The 26,077-nt window shown below is 61.8% G+C and carries 26 protein-coding genes; 14 read left to right on the top strand and 12 right to left on the bottom strand.

Translation table 11 applies throughout. The annotated features are described in order from the left end of the window. Positions 1-29: 29 nt before the first annotated feature. The 10 genes from ACOFKT_RS13455 (at position 30) to ACOFKT_RS13500 (ending at position 6,255) form a co-directional block, all read left to right on the top strand. The gene (locus ACOFKT_RS13455) at positions 30-467 is read left to right on the top strand and encodes a hypothetical protein (protein WP_419804492.1); all 438 of its coding nucleotides are present in this window, start codon (positions 30-32) and stop codon (positions 465-467) included. Between the two features lie 42 nt (positions 468-509). After that, on the top strand, positions 510-1,307 hold the full coding sequence (locus ACOFKT_RS13460) for a hypothetical protein (RefSeq protein ID WP_419804493.1): 798 nt from the start codon (positions 510-512) through the stop codon (positions 1,305-1,307). Then, on the top strand, positions 1,297-1,674 hold the full coding sequence (locus ACOFKT_RS13465; protein WP_419804494.1) for a hypothetical protein: 378 nt from the start codon (positions 1,297-1,299) through the stop codon (positions 1,672-1,674). The genes ACOFKT_RS13460 and ACOFKT_RS13465 overlap by 11 nt, the downstream gene beginning before the upstream one ends. Positions 1,675-1,777: 103 nt before the next feature. Beyond that, positions 1,778-2,164, top strand: a complete 387-nt coding sequence (locus ACOFKT_RS13470) for a hypothetical protein (RefSeq protein WP_419804495.1) — start codon at positions 1,778-1,780, stop codon at positions 2,162-2,164. A gap of 54 nt (positions 2,165-2,218) precedes the next feature. After that, on the top strand, positions 2,219-2,656 hold the full coding sequence (locus ACOFKT_RS13475; RefSeq protein ID WP_419804496.1) for a hypothetical protein: 438 nt from the start codon (positions 2,219-2,221) through the stop codon (positions 2,654-2,656). A 190-nt stretch (positions 2,657-2,846) separates the two neighbouring features. Further along, positions 2,847-3,119, top strand: a complete 273-nt coding sequence (locus ACOFKT_RS13480) for a hypothetical protein (RefSeq protein WP_419804497.1) — start codon at positions 2,847-2,849, stop codon at positions 3,117-3,119. A gap of 37 nt (positions 3,120-3,156) precedes the next feature. Continuing rightward, positions 3,157-3,456: a hypothetical protein gene (locus ACOFKT_RS13485; protein ID WP_419804498.1), complete on the top strand. Its 300-nt coding sequence runs from the start codon at positions 3,157-3,159 to the stop codon at positions 3,454-3,456. 120 nt (positions 3,457-3,576) lie between these two features. Further along, positions 3,577-4,467, top strand: a complete 891-nt coding sequence (locus ACOFKT_RS13490) for a manganese catalase family protein (protein WP_419804499.1) — start codon at positions 3,577-3,579, stop codon at positions 4,465-4,467. A 125-nt stretch (positions 4,468-4,592) separates the two neighbouring features. After that, entirely contained in the window at positions 4,593-5,657 is a 1,065-nt protein-coding gene (locus tag ACOFKT_RS13495) for a 1,9-bis(guanidino)-5-aza-nonane synthase (RefSeq protein ID WP_419804500.1), read from the top strand. 205 nt (positions 5,658-5,862) lie between these two features. Further along, positions 5,863-6,255: a response regulator gene (locus tag ACOFKT_RS13500; protein WP_419804501.1), complete on the top strand. Its 393-nt coding sequence runs from the start codon at positions 5,863-5,865 to the stop codon at positions 6,253-6,255. Positions 6,256-6,297: 42 nt separating this feature from the next. Here ACOFKT_RS13500 and ACOFKT_RS13505 read toward each other — a convergent pair whose 3' ends face one another. Further along, entirely contained in the window at positions 6,298-7,776 is a 1,479-nt protein-coding gene (locus ACOFKT_RS13505; RefSeq protein WP_419804502.1) for an AsmA-like C-terminal region-containing protein, read from the bottom strand. Positions 7,777-8,068: 292 nt separating this feature from the next. Here ACOFKT_RS13505 and ACOFKT_RS13510 point away from each other — a divergent pair, with 292 nt between their 5' ends. Beyond that, positions 8,069-10,078, top strand: coding sequence for an ABC-F family ATP-binding cassette domain-containing protein (locus ACOFKT_RS13510; RefSeq protein ID WP_419804503.1), 2,010 nt, complete (start codon positions 8,069-8,071; stop codon positions 10,076-10,078). 18 nt (positions 10,079-10,096) lie between these two features. Here the strand turns inward: ACOFKT_RS13510 and ACOFKT_RS13515 are convergent, their stop codons facing one another. Further along, entirely contained in the window at positions 10,097-11,089 is a 993-nt protein-coding gene (locus ACOFKT_RS13515) for a VWA domain-containing protein (RefSeq protein WP_419804504.1), read from the bottom strand. Further along, positions 11,086-12,918 carry an amidase gene (locus ACOFKT_RS13520; RefSeq protein WP_419804505.1) on the bottom strand — a complete coding sequence of 611 codons (1,833 nt, stop codon included), beginning with the start codon at positions 12,916-12,918 and terminating at the stop codon, positions 11,086-11,088. Before ACOFKT_RS13520 ends, ACOFKT_RS13515 begins: the two co-directional genes overlap by 4 nt. Positions 12,919-13,053: 135 nt before the next feature. Here ACOFKT_RS13520 and ACOFKT_RS13525 point away from each other — a divergent pair, with 135 nt between their 5' ends. Continuing rightward, positions 13,054-14,232 carry a D-alanine--D-alanine ligase family protein gene (locus tag ACOFKT_RS13525; RefSeq protein WP_419804506.1) on the top strand — a complete coding sequence of 393 codons (1,179 nt, stop codon included), beginning with the start codon at positions 13,054-13,056 and terminating at the stop codon, positions 14,230-14,232. A gap of 6 nt (positions 14,233-14,238) precedes the next feature. Here ACOFKT_RS13525 and ACOFKT_RS13530 read toward each other — a convergent pair whose 3' ends face one another. After that, positions 14,239-14,895, bottom strand: coding sequence for a class I SAM-dependent methyltransferase (locus ACOFKT_RS13530; RefSeq protein WP_419804507.1), 657 nt, complete (start codon positions 14,893-14,895; stop codon positions 14,239-14,241). Next, the gene (gene ligA, locus ACOFKT_RS13535) at positions 14,892-17,081 is read right to left on the bottom strand and encodes an NAD-dependent DNA ligase LigA (RefSeq protein WP_419804508.1); all 2,190 of its coding nucleotides are present in this window, start codon (positions 17,079-17,081) and stop codon (positions 14,892-14,894) included. Before ligA ends, ACOFKT_RS13530 begins: the two co-directional genes overlap by 4 nt. Before the next feature lie 50 nt (positions 17,082-17,131). Here ligA and ACOFKT_RS13540 point away from each other — a divergent pair, with 50 nt between their 5' ends. Together ACOFKT_RS13540 and ACOFKT_RS13545 are read left to right on the top strand one after the other, a co-directional pair. Continuing rightward, entirely contained in the window at positions 17,132-18,220 is a 1,089-nt protein-coding gene (locus ACOFKT_RS13540) for a metal-dependent hydrolase (protein WP_419804509.1), read from the top strand. 102 nt (positions 18,221-18,322) lie between these two features. Continuing rightward, on the top strand, positions 18,323-18,874 hold the full coding sequence (locus ACOFKT_RS13545) for a DUF6580 family putative transport protein (RefSeq protein WP_419804510.1): 552 nt from the start codon (positions 18,323-18,325) through the stop codon (positions 18,872-18,874). Between the two features lie 59 nt (positions 18,875-18,933). Here ACOFKT_RS13545 and ACOFKT_RS13550 read toward each other — a convergent pair whose 3' ends face one another. From ACOFKT_RS13550 to ACOFKT_RS13580, 7 genes are all read right to left on the bottom strand, one after another. Beyond that, complete coding sequence (locus ACOFKT_RS13550) at positions 18,934-19,143, bottom strand: hypothetical protein (protein WP_419804511.1); 210 nt, start codon at positions 19,141-19,143, stop codon at positions 18,934-18,936. A 71-nt stretch (positions 19,144-19,214) separates the two neighbouring features. Beyond that, positions 19,215-20,765, bottom strand: a complete 1,551-nt coding sequence (gene pyk, locus ACOFKT_RS13555; RefSeq protein ID WP_419804512.1) for a pyruvate kinase — start codon at positions 20,763-20,765, stop codon at positions 19,215-19,217. Between the two features lie 87 nt (positions 20,766-20,852). Further along, on the bottom strand, positions 20,853-21,050 hold the full coding sequence (locus ACOFKT_RS13560) for a hypothetical protein (RefSeq protein WP_419804513.1): 198 nt from the start codon (positions 21,048-21,050) through the stop codon (positions 20,853-20,855). A 182-nt stretch (positions 21,051-21,232) separates the two neighbouring features. Further along, the gene (locus tag ACOFKT_RS13565) at positions 21,233-22,399 is read right to left on the bottom strand and encodes a spore photoproduct lyase family protein (RefSeq protein WP_419804514.1); all 1,167 of its coding nucleotides are present in this window, start codon (positions 22,397-22,399) and stop codon (positions 21,233-21,235) included. Positions 22,400-22,402: 3 nt separating this feature from the next. Continuing rightward, positions 22,403-23,305 carry a YihY/virulence factor BrkB family protein gene (locus tag ACOFKT_RS13570; protein ID WP_419804515.1) on the bottom strand — a complete coding sequence of 301 codons (903 nt, stop codon included), beginning with the start codon at positions 23,303-23,305 and terminating at the stop codon, positions 22,403-22,405. Between the two features lie 134 nt (positions 23,306-23,439). After that, the gene (locus ACOFKT_RS13575) at positions 23,440-23,934 is read right to left on the bottom strand and encodes a thioredoxin family protein (protein ID WP_419804516.1); all 495 of its coding nucleotides are present in this window, start codon (positions 23,932-23,934) and stop codon (positions 23,440-23,442) included. 195 nt (positions 23,935-24,129) lie between these two features. Continuing rightward, positions 24,130-26,025 carry an amidase gene (locus ACOFKT_RS13580; RefSeq protein ID WP_419804517.1) on the bottom strand — a complete coding sequence of 632 codons (1,896 nt, stop codon included), beginning with the start codon at positions 26,023-26,025 and terminating at the stop codon, positions 24,130-24,132. Positions 26,026-26,077: the final 52 nt, after the last annotated feature.

A 26,077-nucleotide genomic window follows, 5' to 3' on the forward strand; every position in this document is an offset into this window, starting at 1 on the left:
AACGCGCTGTAAAAACAGAGGAGGAACCAGTGGCATCACCAAACATCGCAAGCGTCACCATCGGGGACGCCTCCTTTCGCGCCGTAGGTGTGCACTTCGGCGTCAGCACCGTCCACGACGGTGTCACCGGTATGCCCATGATCGGCTCGGTGGCGTGCGACATCATCGTGCTTGTCGACGTCAACGACCGCATCAACGTTCCGTTCGCGACGCTGAAGAACCTGTTTGAGTTGGCGACCGCGGTGAACAGGTCAAAGATTCTCCCAATAAAGCTCAGTTTCTGGGCCGACGACGCGGCACAGGACGCGATCTGCACCTATAGCTTCCGGGGTTGGCTGAGCAGCTACGTGACGAGCACCGGCGCAAGCCGAGGAGGAGAACATGGCGGTGCGAATCATCTGCTTACTCTGACCCTGCAACCCGAGCTGGATGAGAAGCAACATACCAAAATCGACATCGGGAACTAAGCAAGAGTTCGCTGAACCCGAGAAAGGGTGTAAGTCCGAAAGATGCCGATGGTTCTCAGCAAAACCGACAGGATTGTGCACGACCGCTTCGGTCGCGCCTATGCGGTCTGCTATCGCAATCCGGACGGGTCACTTTTCGGTGACTTGCTGCCGGGATCGCCGAGCCGTTCGCCACACCATCGGCGACACCCAGGGCACCATGACCTTGCCATCCGCAACGCCAGAGCCGCCGTTGCGGTGCCCGCCTCGCCACGGCCGTCGCCCTCGCGCTTCAACCGCTACTCCGGCGAGCGCATCGATCCGAAAGACGGCATGGCCGACAACCCCCTCGCCCAGGCACTCTTCCACAGCCAGATCGGTCAGGGCGAGTGGCAGGCGAGCTACCGGCTGGTTCGGAATACGACTGTCGTTTATAGCTCATTGGTATTTCTGGCTGTATTCGGGCCGGGGATTCCTGCTGCCAGCAGCTATGCACTACGTTGGTCGCTGAACCAGGCAGGCGCCTTTGGACCGGCCATCAATCGGCTTTTCTGGTCCAGTACAGGGGCCGTAGGCGCAACCCGCTATGGCGGTCAACTCGGTGGTTACGTGGGAACAACTCTCGAAGAGACCCCGATAGGTCAGTATGCAGACTGGATTCAAATGTATTTGAAGCCGACGCCTCTAACCGGCTCTGTATGGCGCTGGCTCTCCACGGCCTTTGCTGAGGGCGCGGAAGGCGAGGCTGTCTACTTTTACGGTCGTGATGAATTTGGAATGTTGAAGCAGGGCCCGGTATGGCTGTATACAGAATCGCCGATTTTGTTGCGAAGGGGCGTTCCAATACGGTATGTACGGTAACTTGATAAAAGCAGCGTCCACTGCTGTTCCCTTGCTTCTTCTTGCAGGCGGCGCATGGGTTTGGCGCAATCGTGCATCACGGCTCGTCTGGCGTGAAGGCTCCTCCGCTGTACGTGTGCGCAACACCATTCGCATGAGCGGGTACGTTGCATTCCAAGATGACGACCTCGACGTTCAGCTTGATTACGAGTGGTGGGATAGCGTGTACTACATCGAAGCACCTGCCCTGATCTTTTCGAGTAAAGAACCAGCGCATGATCTTTCTTCTGCTGAAAGAGCAATGGTGTTGCTCAGAGTGGAGCGCGCGTTCCAAAAATTCGAACTGAGGTGCAGCTTTGCGGGCCTACCTGGTCTTACGACTAGGTGATGTTCCGAAGATCAGCACTAATCTTCAGTCCTATAACCAAACTAAGGTTTAGTTCGCATTCATGCATAGGACCTCAGATCGCATTCTCCATGTTGCTGGAAAAATGATGTCGAAGGTCACCTCTGCGCTGATGGCGGGGTCCGACCGCGAGCAGGCGCGTAAGTTGACGAAGTCTCTTCGGTGCCGGATAGAGAGCGAGTGGGCGTATCTGCTTCGCAAGCATGATGGCGAAGTTGTGGAGCAGCCGCAGCCCGGCGGGCGCACTGTATTCGACTACGCCTCATGCGTTGTACGCTTTTCACAGTTGGAAATGCTTGTCTCCGAGGGGCGCGGCGAGGTGTATGTCCAGGTCCGCTCCAGTCCGCAAGCACACTGGGCAGATTTGACCGCAGTACTGGGTGCTCAAACGCCTCGTCCACAGGCCGGCTTGGCTGCGTTTGAAGAGGTCATCGCAAGGAGCTGGTCATCACTCGTTGACCACATGCCGTAACTCACATTGTCTCGTGGTGCATGCATAATTCTGGTAGCGGAGTGCCAGAATTCCATGTTTGGCTTTTCTTTTACAGAGAAACGCAATGTCGATCAGATCGTGTCGGAACACTTTGATTTTCTAACGCATCGGCCAGATGCACACAAACTTGGCCCGGAGTACGATACTTCAAAACTAAGCTCAATGTTTCCCGAGAAGGCGATCTGGGAGGTAGGCGGAGTGCTGTTTCTGTTCTATAAGACGGAACGCCTCCACCTGACATTGGGAAACCGTGCGCATTCCGGCAAGTTCATAGGATTTTCGTTGGCTGTTGCCAGTATGCGCAACCGACCCGTGGATCCGTACGCTCAACCGTCTCCGCGAACATTGGCCGCACAACTGCGCGAAAACTGGACCGCGCTCATGACAAGTTTTAGCGATCCCGCGTTCTGTGAGACATACGAACAAGCACGTGAACTCGCGCATAGCAGCGCACCCGCGCCGCACAGCTGAATGCTTCTGTCTTTCAGCGGAGAGTTTTCGCCTCTCATTTGAATGCTGCCGAAAAGCAGCAACTTACCTTGATATCGTGACATTCATCATTCCAATGCGTTGGTTCAGAGATCATCTTCGCGAGGTTATGAGAGGCATCTTTCCTCACCGGTTTCAACACTTTTCAGCAGATGGCTTCCAGCTAAGGCGAATGCGTTCCATTGGAGCTGAAACGGTATTTTTGCGGTACTCGGGCGACGGCTTGGAGTTCGAGATCGAGTGCGAGGAAGGCGTTCATGGCGGCCTCTCGATCGGAGTGGATCGCAATGGATCGCTCCAGCAGTTGCCCGGGCCGCAGATCTTACGGATTGCGGAAAACATCGAGCAGGCGATGCGCGCGAGTCATATCCCACTTCAAATCGTTTGGAATCACCATGTGATCGGCTCGGTCAACCTTATGGCGAGTAAGCCCGGCGAGAGGTGAGCCCGATGCGAGCTAGCCACCAACCTTCGAGGCGAGCATGTTTACAAGCCATTTCTGGAGCGGCACCGTTGAGTCGGATGAGGGCTTTACCATTCAGTTCCTCTCTCGAGAGCGGCTTCGATACATCGAAGCCGGTCTTTGCCTCGATATGCCGTACGAATCCGTGGACCGGTCAGTTCAGGTCATGCCCACGTTCGAGTCTTGCGAGACGTGGATGTCCGTCACAGTCCCGGACTCCGAGCGCAAGCGGGTTCTGGACAACATCGTGCGGGCGCTGGGATCCAACGGGTGGAGCGTTAGCGTGTGGGTCGGCGGCAACCAGAGCGGTCCGTCATAACCGTCATGATTGCGCCAACTTCGGCTACAGAGCCAGACTGGCATTCCGCGCCGGTGCGCGTGGGCTTCCTACTGCATGCGCGGGAGCACACGAGTCTCCTGCATCACTCAGAGGAGACCCATGTATTACACCGACAAAAAACTTCAGTGGAACGTCCGCGTCGATAAGCCGAACCCGCTCTTTGCCCGCATGCTGCAACAGGCGATCGGTGGAGTCGAGGGCGAAATCCGCGTTTGCATGCAGTACTTTTTTCAGGCGTGGGGTTCGCGTGGTCCAGCGAAATATCGCGATATGCTGCTGAACACAGCCACCGAAGAGATCGCCCATATTGAATTCCTCTCCGTTGCCGTCGCCATGAACCTGGAAAAGGCGCCGGTCAGCATTCAGGAAGAGATCGCAGCCGACCCCATTGCCGGCGCCGTGCTGAACGGCATGGATATGCGTCACATTCTGTCGACCGGCCTTTCCGCCTATCCCGGCAACTCGAACGGTGTGCCGTTCAACATGAGCCACATTTACGCCAGCGGCAACCTGGCCGCCGACATGTATTGCAACGTGGCGGCGGAGGCGACTGGCCGGACGCTGGCGGCTCGCTTGTATAACGCGACCGACGACCCCGGCATGAAGGAGATGCTGGCCTTCAACATTGCGCGAGACACCATGCACCAGGAGCAGTGGGTCGCTGTGCTGGAAGAACTGGGTCCGTCGCACCTGCCGATCCCGAACAGCTTCCCGCAGTCCAAGGAGAACCCTGACTTCAACTACTCGTTCCTGATCACCACGACGGACGGCAAGCCGGGCGACCAAGCCAACCAGCCCTGGACCAGCGGTCAGGCACCAGACGGCAAGGGCGAATTCAACGTGAAGATCGCCGAGCCCCTGGGCTATGTGCCGGACCTTGGCTTTGGCCGCCCGGACACCTTTGGGCAGAAGGAGCAATCCAACGGGACCGCCGCGGGTATGGTCAATCACGTGAAAGACGTCGCACAAAAGCTGAAGAACTCGTTCTAAGACAAGCCGCAGGAGCACACGTGCACGGCGTCAATCCCCGTTCGCACGTGTGCTTCTGGCCGTTTGCCACATGTTCACAGAAGCCGCGTTCTTGTTGAGCGAAACGCGGTAAAATAACATACGAGATGCCCACGAAACAGGAACTCCTGCAGCAGCCCATTCAGCACATCGACATCAAGCAGCACAACGTGGTGCCGCTGGTCGATGCCATGAGCCACATGGCTTACTCTTCACGCGATCTGGCGCGCGCCGCGACGATTTACGACATGATGCTGCGCGACACCGAGTGCGGCGTGATCCTGTGTCTGGCCGGTTCGCTGATCTCCGCCGGCCTGAAGGACGTGATTGTCGATTTGCTTCGCAACGACATGATCGACGCGATTGTGTCGACTGGCGCGAACATTGTCGACCAGGACTTTTTTGAGGCTCTCGGGTTCAAGCACTACGTGGCTGGCGAAGAGTACAAATACGGCGCGCGCGATGCGGATCTGCGCGAGATGATGATCGATCGCATTTACGACACGTTCATCGACGAAGAAGAGCTGCGCATCTGCGACGAGACGACCGAGAAGATCATCAACGGCATGCAGCCGGGAGCGTACTCGTCGCGCGAGTTCATCCGCGAGATGGGCCGCTATCTGAAGGACAACGGGCGCACGCCGCAACAGGGGAACCCGGATTCGATCGTGCTCGCGGCGTTCGAGCTGGACGTTCCGATCTTCGTGCCTGCCTTCTCCGATTGCTCGTTCGGGTTCGGCATCGTGGCGCATCAGCACGCGCGCCAGGGCAAGAAGATGTGCTCTATCGACTCCGGCAAAGACTTTTATGAGCTGACCCAGCTGAAGATTCAGAACCCGACGACCGGGCTGCTGATGATTGGCGGCGGCGTGCCCAAGAACTTTGCGCAGGATATTGTGGTGGCGGCCGACATTCTGGGCGTCGAGGCATCGATGCACAAGTACGCCATCCAGATCACCGTGGCGGATGCCCGCGACGGCGCGCTCTCCGGCTCCACGCTGAAGGAGGCGTCGAGCTGGGGCAAGGTCGACCTGAATTACGAGCAGATGGTGTACTCCGAGGCGACGATTGCCTTTCCGCTGATCGCCGGCTATGCCTACCACAAACAGGCTGCGGCTGCCCGCCAAGGAAAGCGCATGGCGCAGGTGCTGGAGCAGCCCGTGGCCGCGTAAGCGCTAACGGAACGCGCAAAACCACGAAACGTGCCCGCCTGGGGCACGTTTTCCGCTTTCAGCAGACAAAATGCGCGACTTTACCGGTGCCAATATCGCATTTTCGTTTCACAATGGGACCAGTGCAACGAACGCAGCAGCCGGTGCCCCGAACGTGGTATCGGATACAAGATTGCACCCCACTACCCTTTTCTCCAGAGTCAAAATGTCCCGACACATACTGATCATCGACGACGAAGACGATATCCGAGAAGTCGCCGCACTCACGCTGGAAGCAACCGCGGGGTGGCGTGTCAGCACAGCATCATCGGGCACGGCCGGCATTGCCAAGGCGGTCACCGAACAGCCGGAAGCGATCCTGATGGACGTGATGATGCCCGGCAAAGACGGGCCCACGACCTTTCGCGAAATGCAGAGGACGCCAGCCATCGCCCACATTCCAGTCCTGCTGCTCACCGCCAAGGTGCAGGGCGTGGATCAACGCCGCTTCGCGAATTTGGGGGTAGCGGCTGTCCTGTTCAAGCCGTTCAATCCCATGACGCTGGCGCAGCAGATCGCAGAGGCGCTGGATTGGCAGCCGAAGGTGGCAGCCGCCTAGCCACCAGGCTTGAAGCAGCCGCGCGACTCCGAAGCGGCAGCTTTAGTCCGTCCCGGGAGCATTCATGCGGAAGCCGGCGATGTGCGTATTCAGGTGCGGCACGCCACCGACGCCTTGAATATGGAGCGGTAGCGTAGCCCCGCCGGAGCCACCATGATCGCCGTGCCCGAAGAGGCCGTTGAACGGCTTGAGCAGCGCGCTTTTGAGGCCGCTGGTCATGTTTGAAAGCTTCGCCTCTGTGTGCACGCTGCCGTCGAAGACGAATTGTGTGCCGTCCAGCGAGTAAGTCCCGTGCAGCGTCGCCTGTGACCCGGGCGAAGTCACATGCACCTGCGGAAACCGCAGCACGGCATTTCGCATGGTGACGGTGCCGCGGGCTGCTGCCGTGACGCTTGCAGCACGCTGCGCGGTTGCATGCTTCGGGTTGCCTTGCGCACGCTCGGCGAGTTCATCAAAGGTCTGCTGTACCCCCGGATTGCTAAACGTGCCGCCACTTATGGCAAAGGTACCGCCCCCAAGTGACAATTTGCGCGATACGCTCTCAGGGCCTGCCCGCATCTGTAGCCGTCCGGTAAGGGAGAGCGCTCCACGCATTACGGGTGGAGTAGTATGCGTGGCGAGCGCAAGCGCATCTTCCACGCGGGCGCCGGCGGTATCGAGTTGCACGTCCAGGCGAAAGCTGTCCGCGGTGCGATCCTTTACGGCAGTCCCGTGGCAAAGGAAGATCGTGTTTCCGAACGATCCTTCGACGCGCTCCAGCGATACGGCATTTTGCGCTGGAAGCAGCGTCATTGCGAACTTTGTCCGCAGAGTCACGGGATGGCTGCTGACATCGAGAGCGAAAGCGGGATCGTTCGTGGTTCCTTCCGCGTGCATGTTTGCAACTGTGCCCTGGTAGTGGCCGTCCAGACTCAGCCTGCCGTGCAGACCCCGCACACTGCTCACGTCTTTGTCTTTGAATGTGAACGCACCCTGAAGCGGGGTGAGACGCGGGTCGTCGAAGTTCCAGGGGCCGATCGTGCCGTCGGTTTCTGAAATGCCCAGCGGCGGCCCATTATCCACAACGGCGTGAAAGCGGATCGGCCTGGACCGGCTGACACCCCGGAAGACCAGATGCGGCAGGTCAAACGTCAGGGGCGCGCGATCCGCGGCACTGCTGGCAAACCGGATATGCGCGTCATCGACTTCGGCGTACTCAAGATCGACCTCGCGATCTGGTTCGGTTGCGTGGCTCGCCTGCGCGGCAGCCGCCGGCAGATCCAATTGGACGCCGCGAATGCGTACGTGGTGGATGCGCGGTGAGCGGCTCAGTGCCGCCAGAATGCTCAGGTGAAAGTGGAACTCCTGCACCTGGAGCATGGGATGCTGTGGGTCGCCGGGCACCCCTGTGAGCACGCTTTGCACTCGAAGGCCGCGACCGTCGACCTGGATCTGGCCGGTGTAGTGCACCCGCAGGTCGTCGATCGTTGCTGGGGAGTGGAATCGCTGCTGAAAGGTCTGCAGCAGGCGGCCGCGAACCAAGTTTTGTAAGTGCCGCGCAATCAAATTGCCTGTGAGTAAGAGTGCCAGAACCAATACCGTGAACAGCCCGGCACACCACTGGAGCGATCGACGCCATCGCAAAAATCGGCCTTGTGGCAATGGGAAATCGGACTGGAGCGCGGAGTTCAACGGTGACTCTTCTCCTGAACTCACAGCGAAGGGATTGGTTGTCGGGATCGCGGTACGCGCTTGCAGCGGTGTTCCGTGCACGCGTTTGACTGTAAAGACGGCAACTGGCGGCACAAGTTGCTCTGTCTGCGAAAATAGAGGCATGCTGCACCTTGCCGGCGGGGCCAAGCGCTTCGGTCACAAACTGCTCTTTGAAGACGCGAATTGGCTGATTACGCCGGACGAGCGCACCGGCCTGGTGGGCGGCAACGGCACCGGCAAATCGACGCTGCTGAAGGTGCTTGCGGGTGTCGAGCAGCTGGATGGCGGCCGGCTGAATCGCTCCAAGGGCCTGACCATTGGATACCTGCCGCAGGACGGTCTGACCCTGCGCGGCAAAACAGTGTTTGAGGAGTGCCTTTCCGTCTTCGCCGAGGCGCACGCGATGCAGGCCGAGATGGAGACGCTGGGCGACCGGTTCGCCACCGTCGATCCGCAGTCGCCGGAGTATGACGAGATCGCCGAGCGGTACTCAGAGGTGAGCGACCAACTGATGGCGCAGGACCTGTACACGCTGGACGCGCAGGTCGGCGCGGTGCTGGGCGGCCTTGGCTTCGGACGCGAGGACTGGGCGCGGCAGACGGAGGAGTTCTCCGGCGGCTGGCAGATGCGCATCGCACTGGCGAAGCTTCTGCTGCAGAAGCCGTCGTTGCTGCTGCTGGATGAGCCCACGAACCACCTGGACCTGGAGTCGCGCAACTGGCTGGAGGAGTACCTGCGCAGCTATCCGCGCGCGTTCATTCTGATCTCGCATGACCGCTACTTTCTGGATGTGACGGTGAGCAAGATTACCGAGGTGTGGAACAAGCGCGTCTGGTTCTACACCGGCGGCTACGAAAAATACGTGACACAGAAAACCGCGCGGCGCGACCAGCTTGCCAGTGACTACAAAAACCAGCGCGACCGCATTGAGCAGCTTGAGGCATTCATCACCCGCTTTCGCTACCAGGCGACCAAAGCGAAGCAGGTGCAGAGCCGCATCAAGGAGCTGGAAAAGATTGAGCGCATCGAGGTGCCGGAGGATGAGGAGACGATTCACTTCAGCTTCCCGCAGCCGCCGGCCTCTGGCCGCCTGGTGTGCGAGGTCAGCGGTCTGAGCAAGCGCTATGAGCCGAAACAGATTCTAGGCGACGTAAATTTCACCATCGATCGCGGCGACCGCATTGCGCTGGTCGGTCCCAACGGCGCGGGCAAATCCACGCTGATCCGCATGCTCAGCCAGATGGAGGAGCCGACCACGGGCATCGTGCGCTACGGGCACAATGTGCTGGCCGACTACTTTGCGCAGGACCAGTACAAGGTGCTGAACCCGGATGCGCAGATGCTTGACGACATCAGCTCCGCCGCGCCGAAGATAGCAACGGTCGAGCTGCGCAATTTGCTAGGCGCGTTTCTGTTTAACGGGGACGATGTGTTCAAGAAGCTTGGCGTGCTGAGCGGTGGCGAACGCAACCGCTATGCCCTGGCGCGGATGCTGGTGTCGCCCGCGAACTTCATCCTGCTGGATGAGCCGACGAACCATTTGGATCTGCGCGCCAAAGACGTGCTGCTGGAGGCGATCCGAGCCTTCACCGGAACGGTTTTGTTCGTGTCGCACGATCGCTACTTCATTGACGGGCTCGCGACTCGGGTCTTTGAGTGCGAGCACGGCGGCGTGCAGGTGTTCCCCGGCAACTACGAGGACTACCTGTGGCGCAAGGGCGGCGGGCCGGACAAGGTGATCGCCGCCGCCAAGGAGATGCAGCGTGCCTCCGTACCTGCCATCGAACTGCCGCCAATTGCGGTGGCAAACGGCGACGGCAGCACGGGCGGCAACGGAGCAGGACTCGCGACCAACGGGAATGGCAACAAGCCTTCCGCATCTCCGATCAAGAAGCTGAACCCCATCAAGCTGAAAGCGATCCAGGACCGCGTCCGCTACGCCGAAGATGAAATGCCGCGCATGGAAGAACACATGCTCGCGCTTGAGACCGCGCTGGGCAATTACGTTTCGGCGGAGCAGTCGCAGCGGCAGCAGAGTGAATTGGCCAACCTGCGCAAGCAACACGAGACGCTGATGCACGAGTGGGAAGAGCTCTCAACGCAGCTGGAAGAGCAGGGCGCTACGGTGTAGGAGCTGGACGCCGGACGTTTACGGCTGCACGTAAAAGCCGTTGCGTGCCTGCACCGACAGCCGCTTGTCCCTGACTCGAATCTCCAGCTTGTGAAAGCTGTTGGGCTTCAAGTCCGGTGGAGGGTTGTAGCCGACTTCATACTCGGTGCGCAGGTCGGTCGCGATCTGTTCATAAATGCGCTGCAGCGACATGCTGTGCGAGACGGTATACACGTGCCCGCCCGTGCTCTCGGCCAGCTTCTTCAGCAAGGCTTCACCAGGATCGTTTTGCGGAAAGCTGAATCGGCTCACGGCGCTGTTCAGCATCATGTCCGGCCCGGTCCACGCGCTGTAATCGATCGCGTACACAGAGATGTTCGCCCGCTGCGCCTGCTCAATTGCCTGCTCCAGCTTGAACTTGGAGCCGTTATCGCCGCCATCGGTGAGCAGCACAAGCGCCTTACGGCCGCGCTCCTTCGCCAGTAGGTCTTTCGCGAGGAGGTATACGGCGTCGTTCAGCCGCGTTGCGTTGGCGGTGGAGGGACTCGCTCCAAGCTGTGTCAGCGCAAGGTGAAGCCTTCCCGGATCACTCGTCAGATTCGCAAGAATGCGAATGCGGGCGTTGATTTGCACCAGCGTCGCACGATCCTGGGGACGGGTGAGCATGCTTTGGAAGAAGATGTCGCTTGCGCGCCATTCATCGCTGATGAAGGTGCGCTGGCTGCCGCTCACATCCACCAGCAGCGCCAGCGTGAGAGGCAGATCGGAGGCTACGGTGAAGTGCTGAATCGGCTGTTCCCTGCCATCTACCTTGAGGGTGAAGTCTTCTTTGGTGAGGGCGTTCTGCGGCTCGCCGGCTTTGTCACGCACCACCGTCGCGATCTCCACCGTACGCGTGGTGACGCGCAACGTTGGGGCTGCATCCTCAGGCGATGGGGCGGCAGCAACCGGCGCCTGCTGCGCTGCCAGGGCAAGCGGAAGGCAAGCCACCACGGCGTAACCAAGGAAACGCGCTGTCCTGGGGCGCATCATGCAAAGCCTGCTGGATGCGCATTGCGCATGTTTGCCGCGGATTCAAGAGCCTGCCCCACGCGCAACAGAGTGCCTTCCTGAAACAACCGCCCGATCAGGGTTACGCCATACGGCACGCGGCGTGGCGGGCTCAGCTTGGTGACTGGAATCGACTCGGGCAGCCAGTCGGTACGCGTTTCGCTGATTTCGACAAAGCCCACCGGCAGCGTCAGGGAGGGGTGGCCGGTGAAGTTGGAGATCACCATCATCTCGTCGCGCATGCTGGGGACCAGCAAAGCGTCAACCTGGTGCATGAGCCGCGCCATTTCTGCCGCGACCTTGCGCCGAAAGCGATCGGCCTGCACAAAGTCCACCGCGGAAAGAAACCGGGATTGCCGGAACGTATTCGGCCAGGCTTCCGGCGTTTGCATTTTGAGCTGGTTCACGCGATGGTCGAGTGTGATTTCTTCAAAGACAGCGGCTGCCTCGGCAAACAGGATGACGTTCAGCGAATCGTAGGGCCAGTCTGGCAGCGACACTTCGACCGTTTGCACGCCGGCCTTCTTCAGGGTGGCGAGCGCGTTGCGGTCCACCTCCGTTGCGGGCGCTTCATTCATCCACTTCGGGAAGTAACCGACGCGCAGCTTCCTGAGGCTCGTCGCCCCGTCGTACTCCAGCTTGGACGGCACGCTGGCGACATCGCCAGGGTCATAGGCGCTCAGGGCGGCAAGCACCAGCACGGCATCTTCCGCACTGCGCGCGATGGGGCCGAGTTTGTCGCAGGTCCAGCTCAGCGTCATGGCGCCGGTGCGTGGGACGCGGCCAAAGGTCGGGCGCAGCCCGGTGACACCGCAGCGCATGCTCGGGCTGATGATGGAGCCCTGCGTCTCTGACCCGATGGCAAAGGCGACCAGGCCAGCCGCGACCGCGCAGGCGGGTCCGGCGCTCGATCCGGAGGCACCCTCTTCCAACACCCACGGGTTTTTTGTCTGGCCGCCGAACCAGACGTCGTTCAACGCGAGTGCGCCGAGAGACAGCTTCGCCACAAGCACTGCGCCGGCCTCGTTCAGCAGCCGAATCGCGGCGGCGTCTGTCTTCGGAACGCGGTTGCGAAACGGCTCTGCGCCCCATGTGGTCGCGATGCCTGCCGTGTCGAGCAGATCCTTGGCCCCATACGGAATGCCGTGCAGCGGGCCGCGGTAGTTGCCGGCGGCAATCTCCGCGTCCGCCGCGCGCGCTTGCTGCAGCGCGTGTTCCTCAGTGAGCGTGATGACGCACTTGAGCTGGGGATCATGCTGCTTCAGCCGCGCCAGATAAACGCCGGTCAGGCGCTCGCTCGTCAGCTTGCGCTCGCGAATCCAGCGGCTCAGATCAAGAACGCTGCTGAAGGCCAGCGCAGCGTCGGTTGCGGGTGGAGACGCGCTCCCGCCTTCCGACACGAACTTGAGCGAGGCGTCCGTCGCTGAAGACGACGCCGGCGCTGTACCCTGCACCCGCATCGTTGCCGGATTCCAAACGGTCGCGGGTACGTCTGTTTCGCCCAGCGTGATCCTGCGCGGTCCAACGCGCCGCTCCACCACGGCCGCCATGCTGGTGCGCCAGTTGCCGGCGGCCTCGGCACGCTCGGCGGCGCTCATTTCTACCTGCATGAGCTTCTCGGCAGCGACAAAATCCTGCGGCGAAACATCGGGTCCGGTTGGCGGCAGCACGCCCAGCACCGGCGGCGCGCCGGGCACACCCGGGTTGGCCGGTTGCTGTGGAATTGTGCTCTGTGGCGCTTGGCCCAGCGCCGCGGCGCTGAACGAGGCGAGCGTGCTGCTGACGAGGAACTGGCGGCGCGAGTGGCTCATAGCGGTGCTTTGGGTATATCACCGTGCCGGCTACCCCCGCACGCATGGGTTTCGCGTGTTCATGCACTCCGCTCGCCGGCGGGGACTCACCCGTGATTCTGTGAGCCCGCGCCGAAAGCCGCTACCCTGTGCAGGATGGCAAAGAAGTTGCGCGTGGGTGTGGTGTTTGGCGGGCGTTCGGGCGAGCACGAGGTTTCGTTGCGCTCAGCCGCCTCGATTTTGCAGTCGATGGATCGAAAGAAGTATGACGTGGTGCCGATCGGTATTGCGAAGAACGGCCAATGGCTGGCCGGCGGCAAAGCGCAGTCGCTGCTTGCAGGCGAGTACAGGCAGCCCGCGCTGCCGGCGAAGGCTACGCGCAGACAGGCGCACGCCGCCGCGGTTGCGTCGGTTGCGGAGGCGCTCGACAACGAAACTGCCGACGAAATGTCGGCGCTCGACACGGGAAAGCTCGACGTCGTCTTTCCCGTGCTGCACGGCACCTTTGGCGAAGACGGAACGGTGCAAGGCATGCTTGAAATGGCCGGCATCGCCTACGTCGGCTCGGGCGTACTCGGTTCCGCGGTGGGCATGGACAAGGACGCGATGAAGACTATGTTTGCCGCAGCGGGCTTGCCGATTGTGAAGCACGTGACGCTGTTTCGCAGTGAGTGGAAGGCGAGCCCGCGCAAATGCACCGCGCGCGTGGAAGAGCGGCTAAAGTATCCCGTGTTCGTGAAGCCGGCGAACCTGGGATCGTCGGTCGGGATCAGCAAGGTGAAGACGCGCGCGGAACTCCGCCCGGCGATCAACGAAGCCGCGAAGTTTGACCGCAAGATCGTGATTGAAGAGGGCGTGGGCGGCGCAGGCCGCGCTCGCGCCACCGGCAAGGCACGCGAGTTGGAAATCGCCGTGCTCGGCAATGACGACCCTATCGCCAGCGTGGTTGGAGAGATTGTGCCCGACCGCGAATTTTACGACTACGAATCGAAATACGACGCGAGCAGCACCAGCGAGCCGGTGATCCCGGCAAAGATCAGCCGCGCCGAATCGAAGCAGATGCGCGAGATGGCGGTGCGCGCGTTTCGCGCCTGCGATCTGAGCGGGCTGGCGCGCGTCGACTTCCTGATGGAAGCCGCAGACCTCGCTTCGGCCAAGCCGGCGAAGATCTACGTAAACGAAGTCAACACCATGCCTGGCTTCACCTCCATCAGCATGTATCCCAAGCTTTGGGAGGCAAGCGGCATCGCTTACTCAGAATTGATCGACAGACTAATCCAACTCGCATTGGAACGCCACGCGGAACGCACACACACCAGCTTCAGCAAGGAGTAGCAAACACTAGCTCTGACGCATGGGAGCATAGGCTTGGAAGATCTCATGCCGCTGCGTGCCGCAGACCCGCTGCATGCCCCGCACCCGCGCAACCTGCTCGCCACAGCGAGGCCACAACAGTACCATGACCGTGTGGCGCGGGTCGCGCTGCAACGACTCGTTCAGACGATTCAGCACCACTTGCATGGTGGCCGCACCGAACGGGTTAAACAGGTACAGCACCAGCGGCCCGTCTGGAAACCGGAACTCCATGGCGTTCTGGTGAAGCGGTTCAACGCGGCTGCCGTCCTTGCCGCGGAAGCGAAACGTTTGCACGTTGCGACAAGCCTGTTCGTGCAACCTCGCGGAGAACTCCACACCCACGACTCGCCGAAACGGCAGCTCTGCCGCAACAAACAACGTGCGTCCCTTGCCAGAGCCGATGTCCACAAACGTGTACGGCGACGCATCCGGGATCGGCGACGCATGCAACGCTTCGCGAATGTGCTTCGGCCGCGCCGGCACATACAATTCGCTGTCCGCTTCTTCGCCGGTAGCGATACCAGCGTTGCGCAACGATACATCGCCCGAGGTGTGCACGTGGTGGGTTCGATCAAACCATTGGTCTTCAAAGAACTCGCACACACGGCGTTTCAGGTGAAACCACCGGTCCCGCCACGTCATGCCGCGTCGTCCTGCCCTACCAGCAGCGCGAGCAGACCGGCTTCGTCCAACACGGGCACGTTCAGTTCTCGGGCCTTGTCCAGCTTGCTGCCGGCCTCTTCGCCTGCCACAACGTAGCTTGTTTTCTTCGAAACACCGCCGGAGACCTTGCCGCCCGCAGCTTCGATCTTCTGCTTGGCTTCTTCGCGTGTGAGCGTGGGCAGAGTGCCGGTCAGGACGAATGTCTGGCCCGCCAGTGTGGTGGTGAGCACCTTCTTTTCCGCGGTGAACCGCAGACCGGCGGCGCGCAACGACTCTACCAGCGCGCGGTTCGTGTCGATGGCGAAGAACTCCGCGATGGTTTTCGCCACCACCGGCCCGATGCCCTCCGCCTGCACCAGATCCCCTTCACTCGCGGCCATAATGGCATCCATGCTGCCGAATGTTTTGGCCAGGTCCTGCGCGGTGCGCTCGCCCACGTGACGGATACCGAGCCCGAGGATGACGCGATAGAGCGGCGCCTGCTTGGAACGTTCAATCTGCGCAAGCAGCGACTGCGCCGTTTTCTTGCCCACGCGCTCCAGTGCGACCAGGTCGGCCTCGGTCAGCTTGTACAAGTCCGCAACGGTGCGCACCAGCGCCTCGCGCGTTGGCTCGGCGGCAGTGGTCGCTTCATCGTTCGCGACCATGGCTGCAGAGATTGCGTCCAGGGGCGATCCAGCCTGCTCTGCCGCCTCCACCTCGCTCAACGACGTCGGTTCGTTCAGGGCGTGACCCATTAACTGCGCCACCATCGATTCGCCCAGGCCTTCGATGTTCATCACGCCGCGCGAGGCGTAGTGCAGCAATTCCTCGCTCAGCCGAGCGGGGCAGCTCGCGTTCACGCAGCGAAAATCGATCTCGCCCTCGGGCTTCACGATCGGCTCTTTGCATCGCGGGCAGCGCGTGGGAAAGATGATTTCTCGCGTGCCACGCGGATGATCTTTGTCTTCGATTACCTCCGTGATCTTCGGGATTACGTCGCCACCGCGTTCCACCGCGACAAAGTCGCCGATGCGCACGCCAAGACGCGCGATCTCATCCGGGTTGTGCAGCGTGGCGCGCCCGACCGTGATGCCGCCGATCGGCACCGGCTCCAGCGACGCTACTGGCGTGAGCTTGCCGCTGCGGCCGATCTGGAAGAGCACGTCATTCAACCGTGTGATCGCGCCGCGTGCCGGAAATTTGTACGCCACCGCCCAGCGCGGCGCCTTACCCGTAAAGCCAAGCCGGCGCTGCTGCTGTACGCTGTCCACCTTCACCACAATGCCATCGATCTCGTAGCCCAGGCTGTCGCGCTTCTTCTCCGCTTCGGCGATGAACGCAAGCACTGCATCCACGCTGTCCACCGTGGCCGTATTCGGATTCGTGCGGAAACCCACGGTCTTCAGTGCCTCCAGCGCAGCCGATTGCTGCGATAACAAAAACTCGCCTTCACCGTTCATCAAGAAATACGCATACAGATCCAGCCGTCGCTGCGCGACGATGCTTGGTTCCACGGTACGCAACGTGCCCGCGGCCGCGTTGCGCGGGTTTGCCGCCGGGGATTGCCCTGCGGCCTCGCGCTCCTGATTCAGCTTCGCGAAGGCAGTCTGCGGCATGACCACTTCGCCGCGCACCTCAAAGCTCTGCGGCAACCCCGCCGATTTCAGCTTCGCGGCGGACAACTGCAGCGGCACCGACTTCATGGTACGCACATTGCTGGTCACATCCTCGCCGGTGGTTCCATCGCCACGCGTCAGACCGCGCAGCAGCCTGACGCCGCCATGCTCCGCCGGACCATAGTGCAGCGCCAGAGACAGGCCATCCAGCTTGAATTCGCACACGAAGCGCAGCGTGTCGTTTGCATGCAGCGATTCCCTGACCCGCTCTGCCCAGGCGCGGAATTCCTCTTCGTTGTACGCGTTGTCCAGCGACAGCATGGGCCGCGAGTGCGCGACTTTGGCGAAGCCCTCTTTCACCTTGCCGCCCACGCGCTGCGTCGGGCTTTCCGGCGTGAGGAGCTCCGGATGCTCGGCCTCCATCCCCTTCAACCGGTTCATGAGCTTGTCGTACTGCGCGTCGGTCAGCACGGGCGCGTCTTCCACGTAGTACAGGTACTCGTGGTGCTCAATTTCGGTGCGCAGTGCTGCAATCTGCTGCTGCGGCGTTTCCACCTGCTTTGCCATGGCTAGCAGTGTAGGATGCACACTCAAAAGCATGCCTGTATGCTTCCGGTGTGGAACCCGTTACCCACATGCTGACCGGCGCCTGCCTGTCGCGCGCTCTCGGCTTTCCGAAACGCGCCCGCTTCGCCACCCTGGCCTGCGTGATTGCGGCCGAACTGCCGGACGCGGACTATGTCTACCGCCTCGGCGGCCCCGTTACGTACTTCCAACATCATCGCGGGTGGACCCATGCCCTGTGGTCGCTGCCGCTGCAGGCCGCGTTCGTCGTGGGCCTGATGTATGGTTGGGGCTACGCGAGGAGGGCAATTAAGCGGCGACGGTCGCGGAACGACCAACCGCCGTTTCGCCCGGTGCTGCTCGGCCTCATGGCGCTGCTCGCGCTCGTGTCACACATTCTGCTGGACTGGACCAACAACTACGGCGTGCGGCCGTTCGCGCCGTGGAACCCGCGCTGGTACTCCGGCGACCTTGTTTTCATTGTGGAACCTGTGTTGCTGTTGCTGCTGGGACTGGCGCTGCTGCTGCCGCTGATCTTTAGCCTGACGGATTCGGAGATCGGAATACGCCGGCAACGCTACCGTGGGCAGTGGCTGGCCGCGGCTGCGCTGGTGTGCATGCTGGGCCTGTGGGTGTGGCACTGGCAGCAGCACGATCTAGCCGTCAACATTGCCCAGCAGCAAGAGTACGACGGCGGCCGCGTGCTGAAGGTCTCCGCCAACCCGTATCCGATCAACGTCTATCGCTGGCATATCGTCGTGGAAACGCCGAACAACTTCGTCACCGGTGGCGTGGACACCCGGAACGGCGTGATGGAGATGGACCAGCAGCCCGTGCCGAAGCCGCCCACGACGTTGAGCACGTTGGTCGCCAAGCACAGCCTGCTGGGTCGCGTGTACCTAGACTGGTCGAAGTTTCCCGTTACCGAAGAGATTGGCACTGCAGGCGAGATCCATCCGGATCTGCCCCTGCAGCCCCAGGAGCAAGCGTTTCACGACGTGCAGTTCCGCGATTTGCGGTTTGGCTATGACATCTGGAACCTGCACGGGCAGGTCACCAAGGCGTTGACCGCCGAGGCCTGGGTGAACGACCAGCGCCAGGTCGAGCGCATGTACTTCGGCAGCAAAGAACAGAACCCCTGAATCGTTGGCGACGGACGCATCAGGAAGCATGTGCCCAAATTTCGCCGCGCTCACGGCGGCTAAGGTGCGCCTTGTGCACTCCCGCTGTGGAAGAATAGTTGCATGGCCGCTTACGTCGTCCTGATTCTCGCGATTCTCAGCCGTTTTCTGCCGCACGCCCTGCACACCGCGGCGTGGGGTGTCACCGCGCTGGGCGGGGGCTTGCTGTTTGCAGGCTCTCGCTGGGACCAATCCTCGCGCTGGAAGGCGGTATTGGCGGTATTGGGCATTGCGGTCAGCGACTGGGTCTTGACGGCAAAGGTGTACGGGTTTCCCTTTCACATAAGCGCTTACGCCATCACGTGGGCCTGGTACGGCCTGGTTTGCCTGGCCGCCTCGGCGGGTCTCCATCGCCGTGCTACCGCGGTTCGTGTGATCACTGCCGCGCTGGCGTTGTCCACGGGGTTTTTCCTGCTGAGTAACGGCATGGTGTGGGCCGGCGGCACCATGTACCCACACACGCTCACCGGGTTGGCGGCCTCTTACGCGGCAGGCCTGCCGTTCTATCGCAACGACGTGCTGTCGAACCTCGCGGTGTGCGGCATTCTGTTCGGATTGCCTGCCCTGGCGCGCCGGATGCACGCACAAGGTGAGCACGGGGAACTTACGGCGTAACCATAGCTGACGGCGACCGCGCGAAGGACAGCGCCGTGAACCATCAGGATGTGCTACTGCTATGTCTTCAAGCGGACACTGACCGTCCAGGTCTGCCCGGCGAATTCGATCTCGCGTTCCAAAGAGGACGCGCCCGTGTCGGCAACACGCTCGACCAGGTCCGCCATCGACTCGACCATACCCTTCATGACCGCGTCATACACGCTGTCCTGCGATGTCGCAATCTCTTCCAGCTTCGGTTCCTGTATCGTATCCGGCGTTTCGGCCATAAGCGAACTCCTTGCACCATGATGGATGCACCTTGCGCAGGTCAGGTCAACCGCTCAGCCGTTGCTCCTCGTCAGCGGTCGCCGACTTTATGAAGCCGCATAAAGTTGGTTGCGCCGCTTTTGGTGGTCGTTCCGCCAACGATGCCAAGGATCTGACCGCTGTGTACATGGCCGGCGTTCTCCAGGATGTTTTCGGCCATTTCCACCAGCTTGTCGGTTTGATCGAAACGTTGGCACAGGATGGGGTGCACGCCCCACAGCAGCATGGCTTTGCCGATCACGTCAAGGACTGGGGACAGCGCAAAAATTCGCGCATTCGGGCGGTACTTGCTCAGAAGACGCGCCGTTGAGCCGCTTTCCGTGAAGATTGCGATCGCGGCAAGCTCAAGGTCGTCGGCCGAGTGCGCCATGCACTCGCAGATTGTCTCGCTGATGCTCAGCTTGCCCACGCGCGCCGGGTGTACGCCCAGAGGACTCCATTCGTGGTCGACCGACATCTGCGTTTCGGTCTCGATGATGATTTTGCTCATCATCGCTACCGCCTCGCGCGGGTAACGTCCGGCGGCGGACTCGGCCGAGAGCATGACGGCATCCGTGCCGTCGTAAATCGCGTTCGCCACGTCGCTGGCCTCGGCGCGAGTGGGCCGCGGGTTGTCGATCATGGATTCCAGCATCTGCGTGGCCGTGATCACCGGCTTCCGGTACGCAGCCGCGCGACGGATGATGTGCTTTTGAATCGCCGGCACCTTTTCCGGCGGCACCTCCACGCCCAGGTCGCCGCGCGCGACCATCAGGCCGTCCGTTTCCTCCAGAATCTCTTCCAGGTTCTCAATGGCCTGCGGCTTTTCAAGTTTGGCGACGATCCACGCGTTGCAGTTCAGGTCCTGCATGCGGCGGCGCGTATAGCGAATGTCCTCTGCCGTGCGCACGAACGAGAGCGCAATGGCGTCCACATTCTGCTGCGCGATAAAGACGAGGTCCTCCTCATCTTTCTCTGTCAGCGCGGGCACTTTCACCGGGATGCCGGGCAGATTGATGCCCTTGTTCTCGCCAAGGGTGCCGCCGTTGATCACCATGGTGACCACATCGCCGTTGCCCTGCACCTCCGTCACGCGCAGCTCGATCAGGCCGTCCGAAAGCAGGATGCGTGCGCCCGGCTCCAGGTTCTCGGCCAGCGTGGTGAACGTAGTGCTGACCTTTTCGGCCGTGCCTTCCATGACCTGCGGTGTGATGACCAGCGTTCGCCCGGCTTCCAGCAGCACGGGTTTGTGGTCGATCAATTTGCCGGTGCGAATCTTCGGTCCCTGCAGGTCGGCCAGCAGGCAGATTGGCTTGCCCTCGCTCTGCGAAACCGAGCGCACCATGCGGATCAGCTCGGCTTTCTGCTCGTGCGATCCGTGGGAAAAGTTCAGCCGTGCAACGTCCAGACCGGCGCGGACAAGTTGGCGAAATACGTCTTCCGACGACGACGCAGGCCCAAGCGTGGCCACAATCTTTGCGCTGCGCCGCGGCGCGCCCGCGTACCACGGCGTTTCGGCGCTGCCGGAGGAGACGCTGCTCGCCGCCAGCACACCTTCCAACGCCCGCTTTACCTCTGCGCTGCTCACTGTCGACTCACTCATGTCCGCATCCTTCATAGCCTCGCCATTCTAAATGGCGAAAGTAGAGGCGAAGAGGGAAAGGCTGAATACGGGCCGGAGCTCCGGCGATCAGCGATACCGCAACACGCGATCAATGGTGAGCGGCACCCGCTCCGCGATCCAGCCGCTGTGCTGCTGTGACTCAACACTCTCTGAGAGCGCCTCAATCAGCAGATCGGACAAGGTGATTCGCCGTAATCGGGCCAGTTCCAGTGCCTCGGTGTAGAGATCGTTTGGTAAAGCCAAAAACATCGTGTGGTCAGGCATGCATGCTCCTTCAGGGGAAAAGGACGCAGCCTGGGAGAAAAAACATTCCAGGTGCGAGCAATGTACTTGCATTGCCCGCTCTTGCTGATGGAACGCGCTGCGGCGGCGTTCAGATTGCGGGCGGGCTCCTTTTTTCAGAACTGCCTGATTCGCAAGTGCTTACCCCATCGCGCCAGGCCGGGTCAGGTCCAATACAGAACGCGGGCCCCGGGCAGAACCCGTGCGATCTCGGCATAGAACCACTCCCGCATCTGTGCCATGCGGTCTTTCGGGTACACATACTTGAAGCCGCCAAACTTGTTTCGCTTTTCGCTGCGGTTTTCCTTCGCAAGATCCAGCGTGGTCTTCGGATACCAGCCGAGCAGCACCTCGCGCGATCCCGCCGTGAAGCGGTGCGTAATCAGTTCGGCGGTCAGGTCCAGCCCGGCGACGCCGTCCAGCGCCGTTGCAATCTCTGTGAATAGCGCGGTGTACTCTGCCTGCCACCCCTCAACCGGCATAATCGGCGCCACGGTCAGCCCCACCGGGTAGCCGGCCATCGCCATGCGCCGGAGAGCACGGATGCGCTGTGCCATTGTCGCCGTGCCGCCCTCAAAATCTCGCGCCACGCTCGCCGCATTCAGGCTGAAGCGCACACGCGTGCGCCCGTGGTGCTGCAAACCGAGCAGCGGTCCGACCGCGGCGAACTTGGTCGTGAAGCGAAGCTGCACCGGCGCATCCCACGCGCCAAAGAAACGAACCGACTCTTCCAGGCCGCCCGTCAGGTGCTCGATGCCGAGCGGGTCGGTGTAGCAGGACGCCTCGAACGTTGTACCCTCGTGCGCACGCTCGGCCGATGCCGACGTGACCTTGCCGGTGCCCACGTACTCGCGCAGGTTCTCCAGGATCTCGTGCAGGTTAGCGTAGGCGCGCGTGATCGGCGGCCCGCTCAGCGATCCGGCAAGGTAGCAGTACTGGCAGTGCGCCGGGCAGCCCTGCGCCAGGTGGAACTGCCAGTCGGCCGAGGGCGGAATCGGCTGCAGACGCCGCGCGCTGGGCGGCGATACGACGATCGCAAGGCTGGTCTTCGCCAGCGCATAGGCCTTCCGCTCATCCTTTTCTCCCGGTTGGCCACTCAGCCCGGTCAGCCGGTTCTGCTTCAGCCGGATCACCTCCGCGCCAAAGCCCTCGGCGCGCTCCAGCATTGCACGGCCATGCGGCAACGCATACGCATCCGGCGTAATGTAGACGCGGCGTGGACGCCAAAGCCGCCCCTCGGCCAGCGCCGCATCGGGCGCGGTGGTTTCAGTTGTAACCGGTTCCGTGTTGCAGGAGGTGTTTTGCAGCACGGGAAGCGACACAGATCCCATGGGTCATTGGATGCGTGCGTGGTCGCGCGCCAGCTCCGCATTCAGCTCAGCGCCGCACAATACGGACAATGCCGTGAGAAACAACCACAACAGCAAAATAATGCCCGTTCCCAAGGACCCATAGGTCTTGGAATAGTTCGCCAGGTGCGTCACATACCAACCAAATCCCAAGGTTGTCAGGAACCACGTGCCCGTGGCGAACGCCGCGCCGGGGAGCACCTGCTTCCAGCGTGGACGGACCGGCAGGCCATAGCGGTAAATAGCGGCGATCACCGCCACCGTGACCAGCACGGCAAGCGACCAACGCGCTGTGTTGGCGATGATGAAGAACGTGGAATCCAGACCCGCGGGCAGGAAGTGCCGAAGAACCGGCAGCAGAAAATGCCCAAAGATCACCAGGACGGTGACGGCGCCAAAAGGCATGAGGGAGATCGGCACCAGCAGCACGGACCACAGATAGCGCCGCAAGCCTCCGCGCAAGCCCTCGCCCCACGCCTCGTCGCGCAGCAGGTAGGCGCGCCGGAATCCCTCCATCAACGTGCCCAGCACGCCGGCGGCACCCGTGATGCTGACCACAACCGTACCCAGCACGACGCTGGCGGACTGCGGCGAACTCTTGCTGTTGATGAAGTAGTGCTCCAGCAGCGGCGCCACGCTGGCGGGCAAAACGCGTTGAAAAAACAGCGCAAGCTGGTACCGCAGAGGCGCTGCGTAGGGCAGGAACGTCACCAATGCAGCCAGGACAATCAGCGCCGGAAACAGCGCGAAGATGGCCGAGTACGCGGTCGCCTTCGCCGTATTCAGGCAGTCATGCTGAAAGGCGTTCCAGTACGCAAGCCGCACCTTGTCGGTGAACCGCAGGCCGCCCTCGCCGAACTCACGCGCCAACTGCGCGTGTTGGCGCATGCTGCCGCGGCCGAAAAAATGCTGGGATGCTCCCTCCTGCGAGGGGTGGTCCGGCGCCGCTGACGGCTGTCGCGCAGCTGCGGCGGTCCTGGGTGTGTGTGCCGCACCGGGGTCGGTGCGTTCCGTTGTGGTGTCTACGCCTTCCACTTGTTCAGGAACTCCGTAACCGCACTGGAGTTCATGTTACGCATGTTCTCAAACTCGCCGGTGGCTTGTGCGTACACCGCCTTGCCGCGGCTATCCAGCACGGCCAGGGCCGGCACACCCTTTTTGATGTTCACGCCGTAGCCGATCGGGATATCCAGGTTCTTGTCGATGTGACCCACCGAAGCGTGCACCAGAACGTAATACTTGTCGAGCAGTGCCTTGTTCTGCGGCTGGTGAAAGTAGATGTCCAACACCTGGCAATCGCCGCACCAGTCGCCACCAAAGTCGACGATGACGCGCTTATGCTCGCGGCGCGCTTGCGCCAGTGCCGCGGCGATGTCTTTGTGCGGGTCGACAGTGTCGTCGTAGATGTGCGCCTTGACCATGGGCGGCGCCATCTGCGCGACCGCGTAGGACGCCACCGGCAGGCTGAGCAACGAAGACGCGAGGGCAGACGCAAAAAGACGGCCGAAAAATCTCATACGGTTAGAGATGCGATCCTTTCAATTTGGTAGCAGCCACTCTCAACCCGGCTGGTGAAGAACGCAAACTCGTCCGTTCCCAGGCGGGCACGGACTGTTCCGCAGGCGTGTTCTCGCCCTACATCGACCCAAGAACGCGAGACTTGAGAGGCGTTTATGGTCGGCATCCGGAGCCTTCGGTGAGGCGTTTGGCTGCTACAGCTTCGGATGCTGGAGATGGAAATCGGTCCTCTGCTGGTATGCCGAAGCGAAGGCGAGCAGCCGCGCGTCGTCATACAGCCGGCCAAGAAAGGTAATGCTGACCGGCGTACCCGGTCCGCCCACGTTGGCGAGCGCGCCCTCGGCGATGTCGGGCGCGGCAGGAGCGTCCGCGCCGCGCAGACCGTTCGGCACAATGACCGCCGGATGCCCACTCAGGTTCGTCGCGGGCAACTGCGCTCCTCCGCTTGGCGTCACGATCACGTCCACGTCGCGGAAGAGCTCGGCCATCTTCTCAATCAGCACAGAACGGGCGCGCATCGCCTGCACGTAATCCACACCGCTGTACATGCGAGCAGTGCGGAAGGTGTTGGGCCAGTCATAGGGCTGTTGACCATTCAAGAGCTTGTCGCGGCCGCTCCGGGTCAGTTCGTCAAACGCGGCAGCCGCCTCCACGCTCAACACGGGCGTTACGGAGCCGTATGGAAACTCAGGCAGCTTTACCGGAATCAGGTTCACGCCCATGCCGCGCAACGCCTGGAGTGCGGCGCGGTCGTAGCGGTTGTCGTAGACGCGTCGTGCCAGCCCCTGCTCGCGCTGTTGCTGTTGTTTCGCGCGGGCTTCGGGGCTGAGCGCCTCGGCCTCGGGCTTCGCGGCGTCCGCCGCTGGCGGCTGCAGCTTTGGCACGTCAAACGCGCTTTCGAGAAAGCCGACGCGCAGCGACTTGATGTCAGACGATGTCACGTTGAACGCGGCGTTACGGCAGGCGTGATCGCGGCCGTCCGGCCCATGAATCACCTGCATCACCAGCGCCGCGTCTTCCACGCTTCGGGCGATGGGACCAAGCTTGTCCATCGACCAGCTCAACGCCATCGCACCCGTGCGGGGCACAAAGCCGAAGGTGGGGCGCAGGCCGGTGACACCGCAGCGCGTGCACGGGGACGAGATGGAGCCCAGTGTCTCCGAGCCGATGGCAAACCCGACACATCCCGCGCTGACCGCGGAGGCCGAGCCCGCGCTCGAACCGCTGCTGCCCTGCTTCGGGTTCCACGGGTTGCGCGTGCGCCCGCCAAACCACAGGTCGCCCTGCGCCAGGGCCCCAAGTGAGAGCTTCGCCAGCAGCACCGCACCCGCCGCATCCAGCCGCGTCACTACCTCGGCGTCCTCATCGAAGTGCTGCTGCTCGTAGCTCGCCGCGCCCCACGTCGTGGGGTAACCCTTGACCGCCAGCAAATCCTTCGCGCCCCATGGGATGCCGTGCAGCGGCCCCTTGTAGTTCCCTGCGGCGATTTCGCGGTCGGCCTGCGCCGCGTGCTGGAGAGCGCGGTCTTCCAGCAACGTAATCACAAAGTGCAGTTGCGGGTCATAGCGCTTCAGGCGCGCAAGGTACAGCTTTGTCAGATCGGTTGAGGTGATGCGCCGCGCCTTGAGGAGCGTGGCGAGCTGCCAAACCGTCGCAAAGGCCAGCTTCTCCTCGTCCTGAACGAGAGCCCGGGCATCGTCAAGAACGAAGGTTCGAATCTTTCCTGTGGTGGCCGATGGCCCCGGCATCTGAAATCCGTTCGGCAGCGGATCGAAGACAACCGCGGGCGCGACGGAGTTCGGCAGGTGCATCCCACGGATCGCCTCTAACCCCTCGCGATTGTTGCGCACGCCCTCCAGCATCATCTTGCGCTGCTCTGCGGTCAGCGTGATGCCGGCAACGGTAGCGGCGGCTTCCAGCATCTCGACCGTAATGGGCGGCAGCTTCGCCTGCTCGCCTTCGCCAGTGCCGGTCTGCGCGGAGGACGCCTGCATACCCAGCACTACACCCGGCAGCAATGTGGAGCCAAGCCCCGCTGCCCCGCAGCGCTCAAAGAACTCTCGCCTGTTCATATGAATCGAAGATAGCAAGCCGGCTTTGCACCGGCCGTTAACAGCCTTGTCATTTCGACCGGAGGCGGCG

Source organism: Terriglobus sp. (assembly GCF_965201105.1).
GTDB lineage: Bacteria > Acidobacteriota > Terriglobia > Terriglobales > Acidobacteriaceae > Terriglobus.

Bases quoted from the DNA above. Each gene is read 5' to 3' on its own strand.
- ACOFKT_RS13460 (WP_419804493.1), top strand. From the start codon at position 510: ATGCCGATGGTTCTCAGCAAAACCGACAGGATTGTGCACGACCGCTTC.
- ACOFKT_RS13465 (WP_419804494.1), top strand. From the start codon at position 1,297: ATGTACGGTAACTTGATAAAAGCAGCGTCCACTGCTGTTCCCTTGCTT.
- ACOFKT_RS13470 (WP_419804495.1), top strand. From the start codon at position 1,778: ATGATGTCGAAGGTCACCTCTGCGCTGATGGCGGGGTCCGACCGCGAG.
- ACOFKT_RS13475 (WP_419804496.1), top strand. From the start codon at position 2,219: ATGTTTGGCTTTTCTTTTACAGAGAAACGCAATGTCGATCAGATCGTG.
- ACOFKT_RS13480 (WP_419804497.1), top strand. From the start codon at position 2,847: ATGCGTTCCATTGGAGCTGAAACGGTATTTTTGCGGTACTCGGGCGAC.
- ACOFKT_RS13485 (WP_419804498.1), top strand. From the start codon at position 3,157: ATGTTTACAAGCCATTTCTGGAGCGGCACCGTTGAGTCGGATGAGGGC.
- ACOFKT_RS13490 (WP_419804499.1), top strand. From the start codon at position 3,577: ATGTATTACACCGACAAAAAACTTCAGTGGAACGTCCGCGTCGATAAG.
- ACOFKT_RS13495 (WP_419804500.1), top strand. From the start codon at position 4,593: ATGCCCACGAAACAGGAACTCCTGCAGCAGCCCATTCAGCACATCGAC.
- ACOFKT_RS13500 (WP_419804501.1), top strand. From the start codon at position 5,863: ATGTCCCGACACATACTGATCATCGACGACGAAGACGATATCCGAGAA.
- ACOFKT_RS13510 (WP_419804503.1), top strand. From the start codon at position 8,069: ATGCTGCACCTTGCCGGCGGGGCCAAGCGCTTCGGTCACAAACTGCTC.
- ACOFKT_RS13515 (WP_419804504.1), bottom strand. From the start codon at position 11,089: ATGATGCGCCCCAGGACAGCGCGTTTCCTTGGTTACGCCGTGGTGGCT.
- ACOFKT_RS13520 (WP_419804505.1), bottom strand. From the start codon at position 12,918: ATGAGCCACTCGCGCCGCCAGTTCCTCGTCAGCAGCACGCTCGCCTCG.
- ACOFKT_RS13525 (WP_419804506.1), top strand. From the start codon at position 13,054: ATGGCAAAGAAGTTGCGCGTGGGTGTGGTGTTTGGCGGGCGTTCGGGC.
- ACOFKT_RS13530 (WP_419804507.1), bottom strand. From the start codon at position 14,895: ATGACGTGGCGGGACCGGTGGTTTCACCTGAAACGCCGTGTGTGCGAG.
- ligA (WP_419804508.1), bottom strand. From the start codon at position 17,081: ATGGCAAAGCAGGTGGAAACGCCGCAGCAGCAGATTGCAGCACTGCGC.
- ACOFKT_RS13545 (WP_419804510.1), top strand. From the start codon at position 18,323: ATGGCCGCTTACGTCGTCCTGATTCTCGCGATTCTCAGCCGTTTTCTG.
- ACOFKT_RS13550 (WP_419804511.1), bottom strand. From the start codon at position 19,143: ATGGCCGAAACGCCGGATACGATACAGGAACCGAAGCTGGAAGAGATT.
- pyk (WP_419804512.1), bottom strand. From the start codon at position 20,765: ATGAGTGAGTCGACAGTGAGCAGCGCAGAGGTAAAGCGGGCGTTGGAA.
- ACOFKT_RS13560 (WP_419804513.1), bottom strand. From the start codon at position 21,050: ATGCCTGACCACACGATGTTTTTGGCTTTACCAAACGATCTCTACACC.
- ACOFKT_RS13565 (WP_419804514.1), bottom strand. From the start codon at position 22,399: ATGGGATCTGTGTCGCTTCCCGTGCTGCAAAACACCTCCTGCAACACG.
- ACOFKT_RS13570 (WP_419804515.1), bottom strand. From the start codon at position 23,305: ATGCGCCAACACGCGCAGTTGGCGCGTGAGTTCGGCGAGGGCGGCCTG.
- ACOFKT_RS13575 (WP_419804516.1), bottom strand. From the start codon at position 23,934: ATGAGATTTTTCGGCCGTCTTTTTGCGTCTGCCCTCGCGTCTTCGTTG.